This window comes from Sedimenticola thiotaurini (assembly GCF_001007875.1).
GTDB lineage: Bacteria > Pseudomonadota > Gammaproteobacteria > Chromatiales > Chromatiaceae > Sedimenticola > Sedimenticola thiotaurini.
The window spans coordinates 256,201-279,426 of sequence record NZ_CP011412.1 but is presented as its reverse complement, the minus strand read 5'-3'; the positions used below and the strand labels follow the sequence as shown (position 1 = coordinate 279,426).

At 57.5% G+C, this 23,226-nt stretch carries 16 protein-coding genes; 2 read left to right on the top strand and 14 right to left on the bottom strand.

Features of this window, described 5'->3' with window-relative positions; all coding sequences use genetic code 11:
* Positions 1–136: 136 nt before the first annotated feature.
* From AAY24_RS01190 to AAY24_RS01130, 13 genes are all read right to left on the bottom strand, one after another.
* Positions 137–682, bottom strand: a complete 546-nt coding sequence (locus AAY24_RS01190; RefSeq protein ID WP_234422222.1) for a DUF3750 domain-containing protein — start codon at positions 680–682, stop codon at positions 137–139.
* A gap of 106 nt (positions 683–788) precedes the next feature.
* Positions 789–3,371 (bottom strand): acyl-CoA dehydrogenase, encoded by a 2,583-nt coding sequence (locus AAY24_RS01185; RefSeq protein WP_063370437.1) that lies wholly within the window; start codon positions 3,369–3,371, stop codon positions 789–791.
* 162 nt (positions 3,372–3,533) lie between these two features.
* Entirely contained in the window at positions 3,534–5,162 is a 1,629-nt protein-coding gene (locus tag AAY24_RS01180) for a methyl-accepting chemotaxis protein (RefSeq protein WP_046858124.1), read from the bottom strand.
* Positions 5,163–5,518: 356 nt separating this feature from the next.
* A complete protein-coding gene (locus tag AAY24_RS01175) occupies positions 5,519–6,190 on the bottom strand; it encodes a cysteine hydrolase family protein (RefSeq protein ID WP_046858123.1) in 672 nt (223 codons plus the stop codon).
* A 146-nt stretch (positions 6,191–6,336) separates the two neighbouring features.
* Complete coding sequence (locus AAY24_RS18340) at positions 6,337–6,804, bottom strand: hypothetical protein (RefSeq protein WP_199930445.1); 468 nt, start codon at positions 6,802–6,804, stop codon at positions 6,337–6,339.
* 133 nt (positions 6,805–6,937) lie between these two features.
* Positions 6,938–7,696, bottom strand: a complete 759-nt coding sequence (locus AAY24_RS01165) for an ankyrin repeat domain-containing protein (RefSeq protein ID WP_046858122.1) — start codon at positions 7,694–7,696, stop codon at positions 6,938–6,940.
* A 96-nt stretch (positions 7,697–7,792) separates the two neighbouring features.
* Positions 7,793–8,248 (bottom strand): hypothetical protein, encoded by a 456-nt coding sequence (locus tag AAY24_RS01160; protein ID WP_046858121.1) that lies wholly within the window; start codon positions 8,246–8,248, stop codon positions 7,793–7,795.
* A gap of 229 nt (positions 8,249–8,477) precedes the next feature.
* On the bottom strand, positions 8,478–8,804 hold the full coding sequence (locus AAY24_RS01155) for a hypothetical protein (RefSeq protein ID WP_046858120.1): 327 nt from the start codon (positions 8,802–8,804) through the stop codon (positions 8,478–8,480).
* Positions 8,805–8,816: 12 nt separating this feature from the next.
* Positions 8,817–9,155 carry a hypothetical protein gene (locus AAY24_RS01150; protein WP_199930444.1) on the bottom strand — a complete coding sequence of 113 codons (339 nt, stop codon included), beginning with the start codon at positions 9,153–9,155 and terminating at the stop codon, positions 8,817–8,819.
* A gap of 115 nt (positions 9,156–9,270) precedes the next feature.
* Positions 9,271–12,327 (bottom strand): AAA family ATPase, encoded by a 3,057-nt coding sequence (locus AAY24_RS01145; protein ID WP_046858118.1) that lies wholly within the window; start codon positions 12,325–12,327, stop codon positions 9,271–9,273.
* A gap of 1 nt (position 12,328) precedes the next feature.
* Complete coding sequence (locus AAY24_RS01140) at positions 12,329–13,474, bottom strand: exonuclease SbcCD subunit D (RefSeq protein WP_046858117.1); 1,146 nt, start codon at positions 13,472–13,474, stop codon at positions 12,329–12,331.
* The gene (locus AAY24_RS01135; protein ID WP_046858116.1) at positions 13,471–16,572 is read right to left on the bottom strand and encodes an efflux RND transporter permease subunit; all 3,102 of its coding nucleotides are present in this window, start codon (positions 16,570–16,572) and stop codon (positions 13,471–13,473) included. The genes AAY24_RS01140 and AAY24_RS01135 overlap by 4 nt, the downstream gene beginning before the upstream one ends.
* 9 nt (positions 16,573–16,581) lie before the next feature.
* Positions 16,582–17,802: an efflux RND transporter periplasmic adaptor subunit gene (locus AAY24_RS01130; RefSeq protein WP_052761333.1), complete on the bottom strand. Its 1,221-nt coding sequence runs from the start codon at positions 17,800–17,802 to the stop codon at positions 16,582–16,584.
* Positions 17,803–18,202: 400 nt separating this feature from the next.
* Here AAY24_RS01130 and AAY24_RS01125 point away from each other — a divergent pair, with 400 nt between their 5' ends.
* Both AAY24_RS01125 and AAY24_RS01120 read left to right on the top strand, forming a co-directional pair.
* Complete coding sequence (locus AAY24_RS01125; protein ID WP_046858114.1) at positions 18,203–19,162, top strand: diguanylate cyclase domain-containing protein; 960 nt, start codon at positions 18,203–18,205, stop codon at positions 19,160–19,162.
* Positions 19,163–19,317: 155 nt separating this feature from the next.
* Positions 19,318–22,314: an ATP-binding protein gene (locus AAY24_RS01120; RefSeq protein WP_046858113.1), complete on the top strand. Its 2,997-nt coding sequence runs from the start codon at positions 19,318–19,320 to the stop codon at positions 22,312–22,314.
* Here AAY24_RS01120 and AAY24_RS01115 read toward each other — a convergent pair.
* Positions 22,311–23,024, bottom strand: coding sequence for a GntR family transcriptional regulator (locus tag AAY24_RS01115; RefSeq protein WP_046858112.1), 714 nt, complete (start codon positions 23,022–23,024; stop codon positions 22,311–22,313). The two genes, AAY24_RS01120 and AAY24_RS01115, sit on opposite strands and share 4 nt — an antisense overlap.
* Positions 23,025–23,226: the final 202 nt, after the last annotated feature.

Here is a 23,226-nt window from a genome sequence, read left to right as displayed (position 1 = left end):
CTAATAGATTTTTTTTAATTTTATAATCGTTTTTTTTAATTTATTTATATCCCTCGCAAACAGCTCTCCAGACCGCCCGCAGCCGCCCGAAACCGCGTGTTTTGTCTATTTAATACCGCCCCCCGTCGCCGGGGCTCTAATCCACGTAGCTTTTACCGATCGCGGAGATCGGTAATGCAGTTGTCAGTTCCAGTTCCGGCACCCGCTTGGCTATCCAGGCAGTAAAGGTGTTGCTGTTGGGTCCCGGAAACACGGTGTACTGGTTTTTCCACGGATACTCCCGGGCTGCCTGCTCCACCGCGTCGATCAACTGATCCACCCCTTCGCCCCTGTACTCCTTGATAATCTCCGGTTTCTCACCAAACCAGTAACGGTCGGGAACATCCCGGGTAATCTGCATGACCGGCTCTCCACGCCGGGCGCGCCAGCCGATCACATCGTATACTTTGTAGGCCGGCTCTCCTGTGCGCTTTGCGGCAACCCAGGTGTGAATGGCGAACCATCCGCGCCAGCCCCAGGCATCCGCGCCATACACCTGCAACACCGCCTCCTGGGTGGTCTCAGGATCGGGGGCCAGATTTGCCGATTCCCGGCTGGCGCTGCGCCAGTCGCCGCTGGAGGAGCAGCCGGCAAGAATCAGCCCAAGCAGTAGTCCGGTGGTTAGTCGTTGCAGATACGTCAACAGTCTCTTCCCTTCTTAATAGAATCAGTAACCATGGGACGACCTGAATCCCACTTGGTTCCATACGGAGGCGTATGCCCCGGATTGTCGCTGGACGCCATCAGGATCACCTGTTCCGTTCAGCCGCCCCATCCCCAGAGCCTTTCTTCGCGGTGGCTTTTTTCGCCACGGTTTTTTTTGCCGCCTTTTTCTTGCTCGCCTTTTTTTTACTTGAGCGCTTCTTTACCACCGGTCTGGATGAAGGGACAACCCGTTTTTTACCACTCGCCGCCAGCTCATCCGCAGAAAAATCGTCCACACCGATCAGCGACATCACTTTTCTATCAAAGCTCCTCAACTGTTCGGCTTCTTCATTACTCAGAATGCCTTTCTGTTCCGCTTCTGCAATCAGGGATGGGGTGTCCTGTGCCACCAACTGACCACCCTTGCGGGCATCGAACACCTTGCGCTCCAGGGGCCTGACCGACTCGCTCAACTCAAGCGCCTCCTGCAACAGGCCGAGGGGATTGCCGGGTTCCACGGTTGTGTAGATTCCCTGACAGAGCCGGTCACGACTGTCACTGGGGCGCATAATCAGTTCAACAATCTGTTGACCCAGTTCGTCGGAGGGGGCCGAATAGGTACGGCCACGGGGAAAAATTAACAGACGCAGTATCCCACTCACCCAGCGATTCGGCAGATTGCGCAACAACCCGTGGAGCTGTTCCTGGGCGTTATACAGCAGGGATCGGCAAGCCCACTCCACCAGCGGCAGATCCTGCTCCGGGCTACCCTGGTTAACGTGGTGCTTCAGCACCATGGAGGCGAGATAGATGGCGCTGAGCACGTCGCCCAGTCGGGCCGACAGCAGCTCTTTGCGTTTCAGTGCCCCACCCAGGGTGAGCATGGCCACATCGGCCGCCAGCGCGAACGAGGCGCTGTAACGGGAGATGTGCTGGTAATAACGGTGCGTGGCGTCCCGGGTCGGCGCCTTCACGTAACGGGCCTGGGTCAGCGCCATCACCAGTGACCGGGCCGCGTTGCCCATGGCGTATCCGATATGGCCGAACAGCGCCCGGTCAAACGCCCGCAGTCCCGCCTCACCCTCCATGGCAGCCGCCTCCATCTCCTGCCGCACATAGGGATGACAACGGATTGCACCCTGGCCAAAGATAATCAGCCCCCGGGTCAGGATATTAGCCCCCTCTACCGTGATGGCGATGGGAATCCCCTGGTAATTGCGCCCCAGGTAATTCTTCGGCCCCAGCATAATGCCCTTGCCACCCTGCACATCCATGGCGTCGTTGGCGATGGCGCGACCCATCTCCGTGTTGTGATATTTCAGAATGGCCGCCGGCACGGCGGGCTTCTCCCCGGCATCGATAGCACCGATAGTCACATCGGAGGCAGCGGTCATGATGTAGGTGCGACCGGCCATGCGGGCCAACACCTCACCGACGCCATGAAACTTGCCTACCGGCAGTCCGAACTGACGCCGGATACGGGCGTAGGCACCGGAGGCGTAGACCGCCGCCTTGCCGGTACCGATCGCATTGGACGGCAAGGTGATACCCCGTCCCACCGAAAGCTGTTCCACCAGCATTTTCCATCCCTGCCCGGCCCGCTCGGGCCCGCCGATAATGGCATCCAGTGGCACGAACACATCCTTACCCTGGGTGGGACCATTTTGGAACGGGATATTCAAGGGAAAGTGGCGACGACCGATCTTCACCCCGGGCAGCCGGGTCGGCACCAGGGCGGCGGTGATGCCATACGCATCCTGCTCCCCGATCAGGTGCTCCGGATCGTACAGTCTGAAGGCCAGCCCCAACACAGTGGCAACAGGTGCCAGGGTGATGTAACGCTTATCCCAGTTGAGCCGGATGCCGATGATCTCCTGCCCCTCATATTCGCCCCGGCAGACTACGCCGGTATCGGTAATGGCGGTGGCGTCGGAGCCGACCCGGGGGGAGGTAAGGGCAAAACAGGGGATCTCTTCGCCGGCCGCCAGGCGCGGCAGATAGTACTCCTTCTGCGCCTCAGTGCCGTAATGGAGCAGCAACTCCCCAGGCCCCAGGGAGTTGGGCACGCCCACGGTCGAGGCAGCCACCAGGCTGCGACTGGCCAGTTTGCTCAGTACCCGGGACTGGGCCAGGGCGGAGAACTCCAGGCCACCGTACCGTTTTGGTATGATCATGGCGAAGAACTTTTCCTGGCGCATGTAGTCCCACACCTCCGGCGGCATATCCGCCAGTTCATGGGTGATCTGCCAGTCATCCAGCATCCGGCATAGGGTCTCGGTGGGGCCATCAAGAAACGCCTGCTCGGCTCGGGAGAGGCGGGGCGCCGGCAACTGACAGAATCTATTCCAGTCCGGTGCACCGGAAAACAGCTCCCCCTCCCACCAGACCGTGCCCGCCTCAAGGGCCTCCCGCTCGGTCTGGGACATGGGGGGCAGCATCTTCCGATAGATGTTCAGCAGCCGACGGGAGAGTCTGTCACGTCTGAACCGCTCCACGTTGAGCAGTAACATACCCAGGTAGAGCAGCCACAGCAGCAGCAACAGGAACCAGCCGCCGGCGCCGAACAGGGTGTAGGCGAGCAGAACGCCGCCCATTACCAGTGTGGCCCGTTTCAGGCACACCCGCCGATAAGCCAGCACAATAGCCGCAACCGGAAACAGCAGAAACCAGAAAAGTGTCGAAACCATCCCCTATATCCCCAGAAAACCAGATTCAAGTTGCCATCTCGGCGGCATGGATCATACCGACCCTACCGCACTTTAAAGAGTAGGTCAGAACAGTTGAGAGGTAAATGCGGTAAGGTCGTCGGACCGGACGACCTTACTGTGCAGCGGAAGAACTGGATCGCTTCAGGCTTGGGTTGCCAATTTAAAATGGTCACCCAGGTCCACCATCTCGCCGGAAAGTTCAGCCAGTTTCCGGGTTGATTGGCTGGTTGTGGCTCCGGACTCATGCACCTGAATGGAGAGGTCGTTGGCACTGACAATATTTCGATTGACCTCCTCCGCCACGGACCGCTGTTCTTCGGCGGCACTGGCGATCTGCAGATTCGCACCACTGATAATATTGATCCCCTGGGTGATCTGCCCCAGCGCAGCGCCCGCCTCCTCTGCCAGCACGACAGTGGATTCCACTTTTTCGGTTCCCTGCTGCATGGCACTGGCGGCGTTCCGGGTCCCAGTCTGCAGGCGTTCAATCATAGCCTGAATATCCTGGGTGGACTTGCGGGTCTTGTCAGCCAGAGTGCGCACCTCGTCAGCGACCACGGCGAAACCGCGGCCGTGTTCACCGGCCCGCGCCGCTTCAATGGCGGCATTCAGGGCCAGCAGGTTGGTCTGCTCAGCAATGCCATGGATCATATCGACCACAGAGCCGATCTCTGTCGAATCCGCTTCCAGGGCCCGCACTTCACCCGCCAGGCCCTGTATCTCCCCGGACAATTGACTGATGGCATTCACTACCTGGGAGACTTTCTGATTACCCTGTTGCGCCAGTTGATCCGCATCCTCGGCCTGCTGGGCGGTTTCGGTGGCGTTTTTCGCCACCTCCTGGATAGTCATGGTCATCTCGTTCATAGCGGTGGCCACCATCTCCATCTCGCTACGTTGCCGGGACAGCGCCTGCTGGTTTGACTCGGTAATGCCGGCAACCTCGTCAGAAGCCCCGTTTACCTGTCCTGCCATGGCAACCAGCCGCTGAATCACATCCCCCAGTTGCTGTTGCACCTGGTTGACACTCTCCGCAATCCGTCCGAACTCATCCCGGCTATCCAGCGTCATGGAACTGGATAGATCCCCTTCCGCAATCTTGCCTAACTGATTCTGAATCCGAATGGCGGGCCTGACCAGTTGGGAGTTGATGAACAGCAGGATGACGGCCGCGGTCAGGATAAAGATCACTGCCAGTATTGCCGCGCTCAGCTGCAACCCCTTTTTACTCTGCTCGATCTGTCGCTCAGCCGCATTGAACGCGACCTTACCGATCTCTCCGATCGCCTTCTCCAGTAACTGGGTCGGAGCGCGGTCGATACCCGCCACCAGGGCGTCGCTGGCCCGATGATCAAAGCCGGAGTCCTTGAAGCGCTGCAAACCCAGGCGATACTGCTCCCCGATAGCTTTATGGGCATTAAGAAAATCCGTCACCATCTGCCCGATCGGTCCATCAAGACGCTGTCGGAGCGTCTCCCCGGTGCGCTGGATATCGGCCTCTATATTTTCAAAACGGCTCCAGTACTTATCCAACTGCTGGCTGTCCGAACCCCGAAGCAGCACATTCTTCCACTCCTGGACCTGTTTCTTGAACTGAAAGGCCAGGCTCTCCACCTGACGCTCATTATCCACTTGTTGAAAAATCACCTGCTCCACATGCACGACACTCTGCCAGGCCGAGTAATATCCATACAGCACCACCGCCGTCACGATCATCATCGCGACGGCCACCAAGGTCAGCAATTTCCCCCGAATACTATTAAACTTCATCGCAAAACTCTCCGTAATACTATCCGTGACCGCACTTGACAATTGCTGAATATCCAGCACTGATTCGATAATTTCAGTATGTTGACTGCCGGTGGAAACCGACACTTGAAGCGGTTCAATCGGGCACAGGAAGATCCCGATGAAAGAAACCGATCAACCTTACCCGGTATCGGCGGAGCAACCGATCACTTGAGCGGTTTTCTATTGTTAGGGAGCGATATTCAACCCCGGGCCAATACTTTTATTCCTTGGCACATAAGGACTCGCTCACCGCAGATTCCGGCCGGGGTAATCATGCATAAAACGGATAACCAGTAGCGGCGATGTCCGGATAGGGTCCGGCAGCAGAAAGGCGGCTAGATGGCCAGTATCTCCAGCAATTCATCACTGCTCATCACCTGACAATAGATCATGTTGATGATCTCCAGCTCCCGGCGATGCAGTTGCTCCGTACCGGCGGCACAGCCGTCCTCAATGACGATCACGTTAAAACTCTCATCAGCCAGACTGCGCACCGTGGAGGAGACACACTGGTCGGTGAAGATACCGGTCATCACGACGTTTTTGACTCCCATATTCTGCAGTATCAGGCGCAGGTTGGTGCCGGTGAGTGCACTGTCGGTGGTCTTGGTCACCACTACTTCACCCGGCTGGGGAGAAAGCTCCGGGACGATCTGGGAACTCGGCTCATCTTTGGGCAGCAACAGGTAGTTCCAACCCGGCTTCTTCTGGCTCAGGGATCGATCCCGGCCATCGTCAAGCAGACAGGCGATACGGGCATGCAGCACATCCATGCCATGAGCGCGGAATCCCGTTTGCAATTTTTGTACTGTCGGTATGACTATCTCGCGCATTCGCTTGATAAAGGGAGACCAGCGCGTCCGCTGTACCGGATCATCGGCGAGTTGCATATAGATATTCTGGATATCTATAGTAAGCAGTACAGTCTCCTGGGGATTAAGCAACGGATCATCGGGCTCGGGAGCACCCTCATAATAGAAAGAGCGATAATCGGTTTTCCAGCCCATAGTTCCTCCTGTCGGTTGGAGCATTAATTGTGAATCCGTGCGGATTAACCGCGAATGTGCTTAGCATAACCCACAATCAAAAAAGGCGGGGCTAAGCCCGCCTTTTTACCGTCCAGGATAGATTGCCTCCCGGCTTGGGACAGAGACTACCTGTACCCGGCAAGCTCCTCACCGATTCTGGACATATCCTTTCTGGTTTTCAAGAACTCATAGAGGCCAAATGAATCTTTTCCATCAATAAACTCTTTCGGACTTTCGATTTTAAGCCTTGGGTTTGCTCCATTCCTTAACAGCAGTCTTACCAATCTCGGATGATTCAGCAAAATCGCCGCGTTCAGTGGTGATAGACCGACGGCATTTGGTTCGTTCAGGTTACATCCTGCATCAATTGCCGTTTGCATTACTGCGACTATCACTTGATTTGGCAGCCTTGGATGGTGATCGTAAGCATCGACCATCAGGCCAATGGTGGGACCCACTAACCTCTCCCCATCAGAAAGATAGCAACCATCTTTTCCGCTTGCCTCTAATCCGACGGAACGAAGACTTCCGGGCGATGCCCAGCTATGCATTACAGCCATACAAAGTAACGCGGCGAGTAGAATATTCTTCAAGAGGCCTCCTTGCATTCGCTTCCATATTCGAGTGGCGTGTTCGAGCCTGTGTTTTACAGGTTGACTACCCTAATCAATCTGTTCAGGGAGTCAACCAGAGCGCGGCAGGCTATAGCCTATTTCATGACCTTCGTCATATTTTTAATAGGTCTCGAATAGTTTGACACTCACACTCCCCATCAAGCGCCCACTCATAAGGTGTTTGTCCCTCTTTATCATCTTTGATTTGAATATCTGCACCACTATTTGTGAGAAGTTCTACCACCTCTTTTTCACATTTATACGCAGCCATATGCAGCGCCGTTGAGCCCCAGGCCCCTTTTTTATTAACGTCCGCCCCTTCCCTGATCAGATACTCCATAATATGGATATGTTTAATCGTTGAATGCAATACACCCGGCGCGTTGATCTCGGCCCCATGACACAACAACATTTCCACAAGCTCCAGATCACCTGTACCCGCCGCCCAAAGCAACGAGGTACCGTCTTCAGGATTACGCGGATTCAGGTTCGGATCGGCTCCCCGGCGAAGCATCTCTTTAGCATATTCCACCAGATTCTTATAGGCAGCCCGGAACAGTGGCGTCTGTCCATCATCACTAATGACATTCACTTCCGCATTGTGTTTAAGCAGGATATCTATGACAGGCCCATTCTTTTTCCCTACCGCTATAGATAAGGCACTCTCCCCTTTGGCGTTACGCGCATTAATATCGGCACCCTGATCGATTAACAACGCCATGACCTCTGCAAGCGGCCTGTAGGTACAACAAGTCAGGAGCGGAGTATCACCATCACTGTTTTTTTCCTCCATATTGATACCGGCATCCAAGATAGATCTCACCCGGTCTATATCGCCATCAAAAATGGCATCGTGGATAGAATGAATCACACCTAATACTTCCTTTTTATAACTACTTATTGATTAACAGCCAGGCCGTTCGACACCAACAAAGTCGGCAATATTTAAATCCAAACAAGCACCCTGTTATCCGCCTGACAGCAGCCCAAACGGCCAAGTCAAATTACCGCAATACATAACAGAATTACATACTATAAATTGATTTATAAGAAAGCCCGCAAACACACCTGTAGAACCCACCGCAAATATTCCAAAGGGGTTTAAGGCGCTACTTTTCAACCATAACCCTGTCAAGACAATACCTACTGCCAATCCTGGCAAGGAAAGCAGGTGACCCAGGCCCAGCAGCCCTTCAGGGTGTTCCGTGAATAGGTTGTGGTAGAAATAGGGGATGTACGTGGCCAGTATGGCAAAGCTAACCGCAGTCAAAAAGAGTGGTTTTGGCTTTATAGTTATTGCTAAAAGATATGCAACGGCAGGAAGCGCAATATAATACCAAAAGCCGACATACATAACGTCGCCGACCACGACAACAGTGCTAATACCAATTAGCGATATTACAACAAATAACGCGCTATCCATGAATTTACTACTCCTACGGCCAACACCAGACATATGGGACAATCCGCAGCGAAAGGATAGTGCGTCCCATCGGTGCACAATGGGCGTTGCGTTTTTCGACGCAAGGGCTATTCGAACATTGGGAAACCTTGGCCATTTTGCAGAAGGCGCGAACTGTTGTACAGCCACCTCATCTGCACCGGCCAGTGGATGATTACAACTTTCAGCCGAAAGAGGTAGCGATAGAGCATTACATTAGCTCGAACAGGGAGGCCCCGGTTCGCCGGTCGATAGTGATGTGCATTTCACAATAGATGGGCTCGTTGACCGGATCATCGCCACAACTGCAACCGACAATGATCTCGTTGAAAAACACTCCCACCTTGACCTGCAGTTGTGTCGGCGTCGCCGACTGCTGCAACAGGGTGATCTGGAGATTCGAACCATCCACATAACCACCCCGGGTCGCCTGTTGCAGCGGCAGGTTGTTCAACGGCAGGGCAAGCAGCTCCGTTTTCAGCGACTGCTCGAATCTGTTACTGGACCAGTCCCGCAGACTGTGGGGCAGCTTTACCAATGGGCCACCCGCTCACGGCTGGACATCGACACACTCCGTCTCCGGATTCTGATCGCTGCCGCTGTCTTTGCAATAGCGCAACCCGCCATTGGCATGCCCGATCCATGCGCGATGGTCGTTGGTGCTGATGTCGGTGACGGCGGAGCCATTGGCTTCCAGCACACCGGCGCAGGTGGTCCAGAACGGCACCGCAGTACCCCCACCTCCATTGCAGAAACGTACACTGCCATCGTCATAGCCAATCCAGGCGCCGTTAACGCCGTTGTTGCTGATCACTGTGACACCGGCAGCCGCCATGGCTGTGCCCATAGTCATGGCCAGCAGTAGCACCCCTATCCATAATCTGTTCATGATCACACCTCTCTCCATCCATTCGGGATCAGACGCGCTGACCCCACTCGATTAATCCATCCGCCCGGTTACTCCATTGTAGAACAGTTCCCTGTTCGGGCTGGCGCTGCCATATTCATTGAGTGACGAGACGTACCTGACTCCCCTGCCGGCTGGTCTGGATATCCAGGCGCAGCGACATCTGCTCTTTCAACTCCGCGACGTGGGAGATGATACCGATCATGCGACCGGATGCTTGCAGATCGATCAGAGCGCGGATCGCCAGGTCGAGGGATTCGGGGTCGAGCGAGCCAAAACCCTCGTCGATAAACAGGGTGTCGAGTCGGATGCCACCGGAGTAGGCCTGCACCACATCGGAGAGTCCCAGCGCCAGCGACAGCGCGGCCAGAAAACTCTCACCACCGGACAGGGTGGCGACGGGCCGGCATTTGCCGGTGTAGGCATCCTCCACTTCCAGATCCAGTCCGGAGGCCCGGTTGCCCTTGGCCCGCTCATTTTTGCGTAACAGCTGATAGCGACCTTTGCTCATCAGGTGCAGACGTCGACTCGCCTCCAGCAGCACGTCATCCAGCAGTACACTGAGTACGAAACGTTGCAGGCTGATCTTGTCACCGACCTGGCCATTGGCCACATCACTCAGGGTCCCCACCACGGCGTACTCCTGTTCCAGGGCCTGATGCTGACGCTGGTTTTCCGCCAGCTGCGCCGCCGCCCGTTGTAGCTGGTCCTGTCGTTTGTCCAGTTCGCGCCACGCCTGATCGGCACTGTTTCGCAGCGCCACCGCACTGCTAAGTTGCTGCTCCAGGGCCGGGATATCCGGTGGCGACTTACCCTCCAGGGCTGTCTGTTGCTGCTGCAAGGCGCCGGCAATCCGTTGACTGGCCTGCTCATAACCATCCACTTGCTGGCGCAGTTCCAACTGCTGCTGATCGGTCATCAGGGCTTGGGTAAACGCCTCCGGGCTCTCAAAGGGAGCGGTATTCAACGCCCCACGCCACCGCTCGCTGGCCTGTTGCGCATCCGCCTCCGCCGACGCCCGGGTTTGCGTGGCCGACTGGCAGGCCGCTTCGGCAGCGGCCCGCTCGCTGCTGGCCCGCTGGTGGTCGGCACGGGCCTGTTCAATGGCCTGTTCCAGGCCGGCAATCTGGATCTCACAATCTTTGATCGCCTGCGCCAGCGCACCCGGCTCCCGGTAGACGGCGGGTAACTCCTGTTCGGCCGCCTGTAACTCGCTGCGGGCGGCGGCCACCTCGGCCTGCTGCTTCATCAACTGTTCATTCAGTGCGGCCAGTTCCGTACGGAGTTGTGCGGTATTCTGTTTCAAGGTCCGCTCGCTGGCTTCGATCTGTTGCAGCTGTTGGCGGACCGTTTCCAGACGCTGCACCGACCCGCTCAACTGTTTTGCCCGCTCGGTGAGTTGCACCAGGGGTTCATCCTTGACCGTCCCGAGTTGCTGCTCCAGCTCCCCTATCCTGGCGACCAGGGTTTTCAGCTCGCTCTTTTTGCTGGCGTAGCTCTCGCGCTGCCGGGTTAACTGATCCTGAAGCATCTGCACCGCCTGACGTGCCTGTTCCAGGGCCTCCTGATCCGGCAGGTCGCTGTCGGACCGGGCCGGCGCCGGGTGCTCCAGACTGCCGCAGACCGGACAGGGCTGATCCAGCTTCAACTCCCGGGCCAACAGTGCCGCCTGCCCCCGGTGCCAGTCCAGCTCCATGTGACGGGCTTTTGCCTGGGCCGTGGTATGTTCGGCAGCCAGCTGCTTGCCGGTCTGTTCATCCTGCTGCAGTTGTTGATTGAGATTCAACAGATCGAGCCGCGTCTGCTCCAGCACCCGCCGATCCCGCAACTGCTCTTTTACCTGCTGCTGTTGCAGTGGCGCATCTTGCAACTGGTCGAGTTGTGCCTGCTGCGCCTGGCGCTTCTTATCGAGCTGCTCCTGTTGCCGGATAGACTGATCCAGTTTCGTCTGTTTGTGTGACAGGGCGTCGCTGGTCTTGCCTGCGTCCAGTTCTGCCCGTTGCTGCTTGTCGGTCGCTTCATCCAGCCGCGTGGCACGTTGCCGGTAACTCTGCAGCCTGGTCAGCTGGGCTTTCAGCTTATCCAGGGTTGCGGCGGACGCCTGCTGTTTTTCCAACGCTGCCTCAGCAGCCAGCAGCCCCTGCTTGGCCTGCGCCAGAGCATCCAGTGCCTGCTGTTGCCTCCTCACTGAATCCTGTCGCAGGCGATCGGCGGCGCTGTATTGATCAAACAGCGGCTTGAGCCGTTCGGCCTGCTGGGCCAGATCGAGTTGCTGTCGCCAGGCATCGATCTCTCCCTGCCGCTGATGCAGGGTGGTCGCCTGCTGTTGCAGATCGGCCAGCCGGTTAAAATCCTCCTGCAGATGCCGTCCCCGCTCCAGTGCAGCCAACGCTTCGCTGTGCTGCTGCTCCGCCTCCTTCCGTTTCCGGGCGGCCCGCTCCAGCTCCGGTTGCAACTCCTGGCGGGCCTGTTCAATCTGTTCCGGCTGCTCCAGATCCACACTGTGCAGAATGGTTTGCCGGGACTCCCGTACCTGCTCCACCCGGTGCCGGATCTCCGCTGACTGGCTCTTCAGACGCTCCTCCAGTTGTCTGTAGATGCGGGTCTGGAACAGCTGACTGAAGATCTCCTCCCGCTGTTTCGATTCCGCCAGCAGCAGCTCCCGGAACTTGCCCTGGGGCAGCACCATGACCTGGCGAAACTGATCCACGTTCAACCCGGTGAGCTGTTCAATCTCCCGGTTCGCCTCGGTCACCTTGTTCGGTACCAGCAGACGCTCCTCCCCGTTCGGCCCGATGACCCAGAGCTGCGCCTCGGTGGACTGAGTGGTGGTGCCCTCGCCCCGGGCCTTGGGCCGCTGCTGTTCCGGTACCCGCCGGATGCGGTAGCGTCGTCCGGCCAGTTCGAAGCTGAAGATCACCTCGGTCAGGGTGTCCGGCGCGGCGTGGTCGCAGCGCATCTGGCTGCCCTCCCGCTCGTTACCGGTGGTGCGGCCATAGAGCGCAAAACAGATGGCATCCAGGATGGTGGTCTTACCGGAGCCGGTCGGGCCGTTGATCAGAAACAGGGGACTATCCCCCAACTGATCGAACGGGATGGTCTGCACATCCTGGAACGGCCCGAAGGCGGACAGGGTAAGGCTCAGAGGGCGCATCTCAGCCGCCCCCCTCTTCCTGGTGGATCTGCTCCAGCAGGTCGGCGATCAGGCTTCGCTGTTCCGGCGTCAGGTTTTCACCCCGGACCTGCTGGTAGAAATCATCAAACAGTGCCAGCTCACCCCGTTTCAGCTGCTCCCGATGCAAGGTGCGCTGCTCACCGTTGGCCATCAGTCCGGGACGCTCCAGGTGCAGCACGTTGGGATAGACCTGGCGCAGCTTGCCCATGATATCCAGAATGGCGTGACTGTCGCTGAGACGTACCAGCAGATAGTCCTCCCGCTGCGGATCATCCGCACCCTGGGCCAGCAGGGTTGCCAGTTCCCCCTCCAGGATACGCATATCGTGCAAGGGTTGAATATCCACCTGCTCGATCCGGGTGACGCCGGAATCATTCAGATCCACCAGGGTGACCGACTTGTGGTGACGGGTTTCGGAGAAGGAGTACTTGAGGATGGAGCCGGCATAACGGATATGCTCCGCACCGCGAAACTGGCGACCGTGCAGATGGCCCAGGGCCACGTAATCGAACGGCTTGAAGTGCTCGGGGGAGACCCACTCGGCGCCGCCTATGGCCAGCGGCCGCTCCGACTCCGACGCCTCGCCGCCGGCCACGAAACAGTGGCTCAGCAACACGCAGGGTGAACGTCCGGCGTTATGGGCCAGGATCTGGCCGGTCAGAAACGCCATCGCCTGGTCGTGATTGGACACCTCGATGCCAAACAGCTGGCGGACGCTGGCGGGATCGGCATACGGCAGGGCATAGAAGGCCACTTCATGGCCCGGTTTACCGAGCAGGATCGGCTCCGGTTCCGGGCGCAGGTGGCCGACGATATGCAACCCGGCCCGGGTCAGGTGGCGGGCGCCAAAGGCCAGCCGTTCCGGGCTGTCATGGTTACCGGCAATCATGATCACCGGCACGCCCAGTTCCAGGCAGATACGGCTAAGCACCTCATCCAGCAGCGCCACGGCCGCCGCTGGTGGTACCGAGCGGTCGTAGATATCCCCCGCCACCAGTACCACGTCCACCTGCCGCGCTTCGACCAGATCGGTGATCTGCTGCAGGGCATGGCGCTGCTCATCGAGCAGGGAGAGATTGTGCAACTGGCGGCCGATATGCCAGTCGGCGGTATGCAGCAGTCTCATCGTGCCATCAACCGACGCCATCCGGCGATACCCTGCTCCATCAACAGGTAGTTGACCGGCACCAGGAGCAGCGTGATAACCGTGGCGAACAGGATACCGAAGCCGAGGGAGATGGCCATGGGGATCAGGAACTGGGCCTGGGTGGACTGCTCAAACAGTAGCGGCATCAGGCCGATAAAGGTGGTCAGGGAGGTGAGCATAACCGGCCGGAACCGGGCCACGCCGGCATTCAGGATCGCCTCCTGCAGGCTCTTCTCGCGCCGATGCTGATTGATAAAGTCCACCAGCACCAGGCTGTCATTCACCACCACGCCCACCAGCGCCATCATACCCAACAGACTGAGCATGGTGAGATCCATACCCATAATCCAGTGCCCGCCCAGCGCCCCGATGGCACCAAACGGAATGATGGACATCACCACCAGGGGCTGCAGGTAGGATTTAAAGGGGATCGCCAACAGGGCGTAGATCACAAACAGCATGATCCCCAGACCGATACCCATGGAGCCGAACGACTCCTGCTGCTCCCGCATCTCACCCTCGAAGCCGTAGCTGATGCCGGGATACTGCAACAGCAGCTGATCCATGAAGTCACTCAGCTCACTCTGCAGGATGGTCATGTTGGCGGTTGCCTTGTTGATATCGGCAGCGACCGTCACCGTCCGATAACGGTTGATGCGAATAATCGAGGTGGGACTCTTGCCCGGAATCAACTCCACCACCTGTCCCAGCGGTACGCTCAATCCGCTGGCGTTGGTGATACGCAGATCCTCCAGGCTGGCAACCGACTTCCGCTCCGATTCCGGGTAACGCACCATCACCCGGATATCATCCCGGCCCCGCTGTATGCGCTGCACCTGAAAACCGTAGAAGGCGTTCCGGATCTGGTTGATCACATCGGACCGGGTGAGCCCCAGGGCATGGGCCTCATCTTTCAGCTCGATCTGCAACTCCTGCTTGCCATCGGACAGGGTGTCGCTGATATCAAATACCGCCGGATAGAGGGCCAGCTGCTCCTTCACTTTGTCCGCCACCTCCGACAGGGTGGTGAAATCGAGACCTGACAACTGGATCTCAATCGGATCGGAGATACGACCGATCTCGGCCCGAAAAGTGAGATTCTCGGCACCGGGAATCACCCCGATCATTTTACGCCACTCCCGCACCAGTTCGATACTGGTCACCTGGGAGGTGCGATCCTCCGGTGCCACAATCTCGAACATCACCAAACCGGTGTGGGAACCCCCTCCCCGTGAACTGCTGCTGCCGGTGGTGGACTGGATATCCAGGATCAGATCGACCCCCTGCTCGTCACGGTACTTCTGCTTCAGGCTGAAAGCGGCGTCGGTAATCCTGCGGACATAGCGATCGGTCACTTCAAACGGTGTGCCGGTGGGCATGGTCAGGGAGGCCCGGGCCAGTTCACTCTGCACCCGGGGCCAGAAGGTAAAGCGGGTCCAGCCGGTGGAGACCAGGGTCACCATGATCAACAGAATGCCACAGAACAGCACCAGGGTGCTCCAGCGGTGGTTCAGGGCAAGTTTCAACAGGGGGCGATAATAACGCAATATCACCCGCTCAAAACCATCGGCGAAACTGTGTTGCAAGCGCTCCAACACTCCCGGCTGATGGCGTTCCGAACGCAACTTGATGTGCTTCAGATGGGCCGGCAGCACAAACTTGGACTCAATCAGGGAGAACAGGAAAATCGGGATCACCACGATGGGGATCTGGGCAAACAGCAGCCCACGGCGCCCCTCGATAAAGGCCAGGGGCAGGAAGGCGGCGATGGTGGTGAGAATACCGAAAGTGACCGGCACCGCCACCTCCCTGGTGCCCCGTATAGCCGCCTCCAGTCCGTTTTCCGCGTGGCGCAGATGGGTGTAGACGTTCTCCCCCGTAACAATGGCGTCATCCACCACGATACCCAGCACCAGCAGGAAAGCGAACAGGCTGAACACGTTGAGACTGACGTCGAAAAACGGCATGGCGACAAAGGCCCCCATGAAACTGACCGGTACGCCGATAAACACCCAGAAAGCGATGGAGGGCCGCAGGAACAGGGTCAGCAGCAGCAGTACCAGCACGCCGCCCTGGATGGCGTTGTTGGTCAGGGTCTGGAGGCGCTTCTTGACTATCCGGGAGCGATCCCGCCAGGTGGTCATCTCCACCCCCTGGGGCAGGGTGGCCTGGCGTTCCGCCACGTAGGCCTTCACCTTGTCCGCCACATCAATGGCGCTCTGATCACCCACCCGGTACACATCCACGAAGCCGGCCATCTTACCGTTGAAGCGGCTGCGCAGGGGCGACTCCTCAAAGCCGTCATTCACCCGGGCCAGATCCTTGACCCGGACAATACTGCCGTTCGGCTGGGTCAGCACAATGATGTCGTCAAACTGATCGCGCCGGTAGGCCTGCCCCTTGGAGCGGATCAGAATCTCCCCTGCATCGGCCTTGATATTACCGGCCGACAGATCCAGCGCACTGTCAGATATCGCCTGCGCCACCTCCCGCAGGGTGATGCCGTATTGGCGCAGGGTATCTTCAGAGACCTCGATGGCGATTTCGTAAGCGCGTACCGCGTCCAGCTCAACCTGGGTTACCCCCGGGATGCGCAGCAGATCATCCCGCACCTGTTCAGCCAGACCGCGAATCTCCCGCTCCGGGTAGTCACCGGCAATGGCCACGGTGATCACTTCACGGCGGAAGGTGGCCAGACTGACCACCGGTTTTTCCGCATCCGCCGGCAGATTATTGATGGCGTCCACCCGACTCTTGATATCGGCCAGCATCTCCCGGGGATCATAGCCGGTATCGATCTCCAGACCGATACTGGCACTACCCTCGGCTGAGCGGCTGGTGATCTCTTTGATTCCCTCCAGATCCTGCACCGCCTCCTCCACCAGGATGGCGATACCCTGTTCCGTATCCTCCGGCGTGGCGCCACGCAGGGTGATCTCCACATTGACCTGTTGTGCTTCCAGGGTGGGAAAAACCTCCAGCGGGATCTGGAAGTACAGGGATGACAGGCCAAGCACCAGCAGGCTCACCATCAACAGGTTGGCTGCGACATGGTTACGGGCAAACCAGGCAATCATGGGCAGGCCTTAATTAAGCGCGGACGCATCGACGGATCGTCCGGTGAGATTTTCAACCGGGGTGCGGGCCGTTTTGTCCGCCGCCACCTGTTTGACCGGAGTACCACTGCTGACCTGTCCCAGGGGCGTCAGTACCAGCTGGTCGCCCGCTTTCAGGCCACTGCCGATCAGCGACTCCTCCCCATTCTGCCAGACGACCTCTATTCCGGTACGCTGCAGCAGCCCCTGGTCAATCAGATAGACATAGCTGCCCTGGTAGATGGCCGAGTTGGGAATAACAATGGCGTCCTTGATGACCCGCCCCTGGATCTGTGCCGTGACATACTGACCGATCTTCAACTGGCGGCGCCCATCCTGGTCCGCCAGGTAGGGGTTTTCGATCTGTGCGGTGACGTAGAGCTGCTGACTCTGTTCGTCAATGGCACCCGCGGTGCGCACCAGCCTGGCCTGCCACTGCTCCGGCTGCGGCCCCAGGTTGTTGATTATGGTGACCGACGGCAGGGAGTCGCCGCCGACAGCCTGATTGCGATAGTTCTCCGGCAAATCCACGTAACCGAGCTCACTGTTTTTAAGTGGTAATTTCACCTCGACCCGATCGGTGGCGTAGATCCTGGCCAGCGCCTGGTTGCTGGAGACCACCACACCCCGATCCACGCTGCGGGAGAGTATGCGGCCGGCATAGGGCGCCTTGATCCGGGTCCGCTCCACCGCCAGTTGGGCCTGGGCCAGTTTCGCCTGGGCGGCATCGATCTGGGAACGGGCGGCGGCCACTTGCGGTTTGCGCAGGGCGTAATCGGAGGCCAGACCACGCTTGTTCAGGATCTCCCGATCCTTCCGGGCCTGGTCTGCCAAGGCCAGCTGCTCCTCCAGGTTCACCTTGGCGTTGGCCAGTTCGGCTGCCGCAATGTCCACCTGAATCCGGTAGTCCCGCGGATCAATGGTGACCAGGGTTTCTCCCGCTTCAAAGAACCCGCCATCGCGGAAATTGGGACTGATATCCATAATCTGGCCAGACACCTGGGCCACCAGTTCACCTTCGGTGCGGGGCTGGACCCGGCCAAAGGAGTTGAGCACCACCCGGTAGTCGCGGGGCAGCAGCTGCTCGGTCTCCACAGTGATAACCGGAACCGGCGGCTTGTCGCGGACCGCCGCTTCCGGTTTAAAATGGGTAATCAACTGAACGACGCCAATAAACAGGGCCAGTAACAGCAGCGGCAAGAGCTTGCGCATCCTCATACTCGACAGCAAAGTATTATTATAGATAGGCCAACCGCGACTTTTGACGGTTGCCCCTTGTAAACAGATAACCGGAAACCCGGATAGACTGCCCAAGATAGCGAATCGCCAATTCTAGGCGGTTCATCCTTCCAGGGAAAGACACCCGTCCGCCACTTCGGTTCCCGGATACGCCCCCCATCGCCACCCTATGGCCGCAAGCGACCAATTTCAGTGGGGTTCGCAGCGCAAACCCTCAAGTTAGTTTAATCTTGAATCTTCCCATGCAGACCGCATAGAATTATATTCCTATTTGATTAAGTCCTGCCCTATTCCGCTTTTTTTTACTATTCTGTCAGGTGGGGGGAGTAGAAATGGAATCTCACCCACCTGTATTCAAAGGTTACAGCCATCTATGCCGACAGAATTCCGCAAGGAGAAGACCGTCCTCATTATCGATGACAGTCCGATCAATATTGAGCATCTGGCACAGGTGCTGAAGTCAGAGTACAACATCAAAGTAGCCAACAGTGGTGCATCGGGTATAGAAGTCGCGCGCAAACAGCGTCCAGACCTGATCCTGCTGGACATCGTCATGCCGAACATTGACGGCTATGAGGTGTGCCGCCGTCTCAAGGCGGGGGATGGAACTCGCAAGATTCCCATCATTTTCATCTCCACCAAGACTGATGTGGAAGATGAGACCCGGGGGCTTGAACTGGGTGCCGTGGATTACATAACCAAACCGTTCCGCACACCGATCGTCAAAGCACGGGTGAGAACCCAGATCCAGCTCAAACACAACAGTGACCTGCTGGAAAAACTGGCCCTGATCGACGCCCTGACCAACCTGCCCAACCGGCGACGCTTTGAACAGATACTGAAGCGGGAATGGTCACGCTGCCGGCGCTCACAGGCGCCGATTTCCATCATGCTGCTGGATATTGATCACTTCAAACAGTTTAACGACCACTACGGCCACCCAGCCGGGGACCGCTGCCTGAAACAGGTTGCACAGGCCCTGCCGCTGCCACTGAAACGTCCGGCCGACAGTATCTTCCGCTATGGAGGGGAAGAGTTCATTGCCGTGCTGCCCGAGACCGAATACAGCGTGGCGTTGAAACTGGCGGAGAAGATGCGCCTCCAGGTCGCCAACCTGGCAATCCCCCATGCCCAGAGTAGCGATACCCATCCCTACATCAGTATCAGTATCGGTGTAACCGCAACAACGCCCAGTTCCAGAAGCAATCCAAAAATGCTGGTACAGCTGGCGGATACCATGCTCTACGAAGCGAAAAACTCCGGAAGAAACTGCGTAAGAGGAGAGGAATTCAGCAACCAGACAGATTCCCAGCCCAGTCCGGGAAGCGTCTAGTATGATCAGATTCACGGCATAGGACCTTTATCTGATAATACGATTGGGCACAGCTGTAACCAGACATAACGAAACAACCTGGCTCGGACAAGCAGCAAACGTCCGCTACCCAATTTTGATCCAGACCGCATATCAGGGGGACGTCTGAGTATCGTATGAGTATCCGACTGAAATTTGTTCTGTTCACCCTTGGTATGGTGATCATGCTGATTGTCCCCATTGCGGCAGGTGGTTACTGGATTATTAACCGTATTGTTTTCAATCTGTATGAAAACAACCTGCAGCGGGAAATCACCAACATCGACAACAGCATCAGAGCCAGGGTGAAGAGGCTGGAGCCGATCGGCATACTTTCGCAGGAGAACTTCCTTAAAGCGGAAAAAGGGCACCTGATTGATGAACTGAAAAGGTTTCAACTTGGGGAAACAGGCAGTCTGGTTATCCTGGACAGCGCCTCCAACACCCTGCTCATATCCGAGGCGAGTCGACACGCACCACCCCCCGTCGAACTGATTGAACAGGCACGTGTCCAGGATGGTACCGGCAGTTTCACCTACAACTCAAACAATGAGGCGATGTTTGCGGTATTTACGCGATCGATATGGAACTGGACCATTGTACTCACCATCACCCAGGCAGAGATGCTTATTCAGCGCAACCTGTTTGCGTTCTTCGGACTGCTGTTGACCCTGGTGCCGCTGATTGGGGTCAGCCTGCTCTTTCTGATCTTCTACCACCGTTTTTACAAACAGATCAGCCGAACCCTGGAAGCGCTGAAGCTGATTGAACAGGGCCGGCTTGATACGCGTATCAGCAATCCGGCAAACAATGAACTGGGGGAAGTCCAGACCGGTATCAACAGCATGGCCAGCACCCTGAACGACCTGATCACCAACCTGGAACAGCGGGTCAACCTACACACCCACGAATTACGTCATGCGAAGGAGCTGGCCGAGGCGGCCAACCGGGCGAAGGGGGATTTCCTGGCCAACATGTCCCATGAGATCCGCACTCCGCTGAATGGCGTACTCGGCATGTGCCAGTTGCTGCAATCCACTGAGATGACACAGAAGCAGCAGCTCTATCTGAACACCATCGGTGCTGCCGCCAACTCCCTGCTGGTGATCATTAACGACATTCTCGATTTCTCCAAGATAGAAGCGGGAGAACTGAAATTTGAAGAGAGCCCGTTCAACCTGAGCCAGGTGCTGGAGGAGCTTTCTGACCTGATGACCCCGGCCATGGAGCAGAAACACCTGCGCCTCATCTACGACACGCCAGGCGACCTGGATGATCAGATCATCGGTGACAGCCTGCGCATAAAGCAGGTGCTGACCAACCTGATCAACAACGCGGTGAAGTTTACCCAGCAGGGTCAGGTGGTGTTACGCATCACCCTGAAGCAGCAGACTCGGGACTACCTGGTCTTGCAGTTTTCCGTTGAGGATACCGGTCAGGGCATAGAGGCTGACCAGATCGAACGGCTGTTCAGGCCCTTCACCCAGGCGGATGCATCAACCACGCGGCGTTATGGCGGCACCGGCCTCGGCCTCAGTATCTGTCAGCGGCTGGTGAACAAAATGGGGGGAGAGATCAGCGTCAGCTCAGAACCTGGGAAAGGCAGCTGTTTCAGTTTCAATGCCACCTTCGGCCGACTCAAACATGACCGGAAACCATCCGGAAAGACAGCCGCCGTCCTGTCAAATAAGCGCGTCGCACTGATCTGCAGTGATCCCCTCACCGGCACGATTGCAGGCAGGCATCTGAAGGAGTCCGGCTGTGTTATCCGGCGCTTCGCCAGCCTCCAAGAATTTACCGACGCGCTGGGTGATACCAGCACCGACCATGGGCTGGACATCCTGATCATCGATGGGTCGGCGATCCACAGTGCAGATGATCTGCTGCAACCACTTCTGCAAAGCGGGCAGATACCAGATTCGCTCCCTACCCTGCTGCTCTACGACTTCGAAGATGAACGGCGAGAGATATTCAGCCAGGTACTGAAGAAACCGCTGATCCGGGAGAAATTGGATACCGCCCTGCTGGAGACATTGCAACCTGAGCGATCCAGCGCACGATCCAGGCAGTCCCCGGCACAAAAGTCGCAGATCGAACAACTGGCCGGGATGCACATCCTGCTGGTTGAGGATACGGTGCTCAACCAGCAGGTGGTGATTGAGATCCTCGATCAGCTACAGATCACCGTCAGTGTGGCAGACAACGGCAAGACCGCTCTGGCAATGCTGGAGGAACAGGGGATTGAAGCGTTCGATGCGATCATGATGGATATCCAGATGCCGGTCATGGATGGTTTTGAAACAACCCGCCGAATCCGCAAACATCCGCTGTTGAAGGCGATTCCGGTGATTGCCATGACAGCCAATGCCATGAGCGGCGATCGTGAACGCTGCCTGGCCGCAGGAATGGATCTCTATCTGACCAAGCCGATTAACCGGGATCAGTTGATCCAGGCGTTGAGCCAGTCACTGCGGCTGCTTGAAGACGATACCGGGGACACCGAGCTGAGCGAGCCACCATCAAACTCCGTAGCCACCATTGACCTGGCCATCCTGTTGAACCGATTTGATGGCGATCGCCCCCGGGTGCTGCGGCTGCTGCTTCAGGCTGAGGAGAGTTTCCAGTCAGACCTGCTGCAGATCCGGCGCTGCCTGGAAGAGGACGACTGGCAGGGTCTGGCCCAATCCCTGCACCGGCTCAAGGGGGTTGCTGGCAACATGGCCACCATGGGGCTGTATCACCGCTGTGCCACCATGGAGGCGGCCCTGGCCGGAGGTAAAACCGCCCAGTTGATTGCCCACTACCAGGAGCTGGAGAGTGAGCTGGACCGGGTCATCAGCCGCATCAGCGCCCTCTCTGAACAGTTGGCGGCTGAAAACAAGATGCAGCAGAACAGTGCTCCGGCCAATCATACGATTATCGACCTGCTGCCAATGCTGACGGTGCTGCGCAAACAGCTCATTGAGCATGACCTGGTGGAAAACAGTACAATCGACAGCCTCGAACAGCAGATCGACAATTTCGCCCACCCGGAAATCATCACCCTGCTGGTTCAGCAACTGCGGGCGTTCAACTACCCGGCAGCCATCAAACCGCTGGATCAGTTGATCAGGGAATTGGAGCTATCCCGCTAGGACGCGGCGCCCCGCAAACACTTGCCGATATAGGCCAGGTGCTCATGGGCCGCATGCCTGGCCTGACTGGCATCACCCGCACAGATCGCTTCATAGATCTCCCGATGCTGGTCATGGATGGCCTGGTAACTCTCCTCCATGGTGTATATTTTCTCCCAGTTATGCAGCACCACATCGCCCAGCAGATCAAACAGGCTCTGGGTCAGATGAATCAGCGCCACATTGTGGGAGGCATCGGCTACCGCCATGTGGAAGGCGGCATCCGCCTGGGCCTCCAGCTCCAGATCCCGTTGTTCATGGGCTGCCCGCAGAGCTTCAAAGCGCTCCCGGATCACCGCCTGATCCAGCGCCGAAGCCCGATTTGCCGCGTAACTGGCCGCCAACTCCTCCAGGCCATGGCGACACTCCATCACATCGGAAAGCGCCTCCGGATTATCCTTGAGCAGATTGGCCAACGGATTGGTGATGGCGGCACCCAGGGCATCCAGCACAAAAGTCCCCTCTCCCTGCCGACTGTAAATTAACCCCTGGGCTTCCAGTTTCAGCAGCGCCTCGCGCACCGACGGCCGGGATACTTTGAGCTGATCAACCAGCTCCCGCTCCGCCGGTAACTTGTCACCCGGTTTTAATACACCCTTGATAATCTGGGCTTTCAACTGCTCAACAATCGAATCCGAGACCCGGGCGGGTTTGATGGGTTGTAACTGCATGGCACTTCTCCGTTGAATGGGCGATCAGAAGCCCCCTCCCTGGGGCGTGACCTGAACGGAATCGGAAAACAAAATCGGCCGATTCCCTGTTGCCCATGGTCTACAGTTGATAACTGCGGGTAATCAAAAATGCACCGCATCCATGCATCGCGCAGGCACCTCTGGATCAGACCAGGTGAGGAGGTACCTTCCCTATTATATA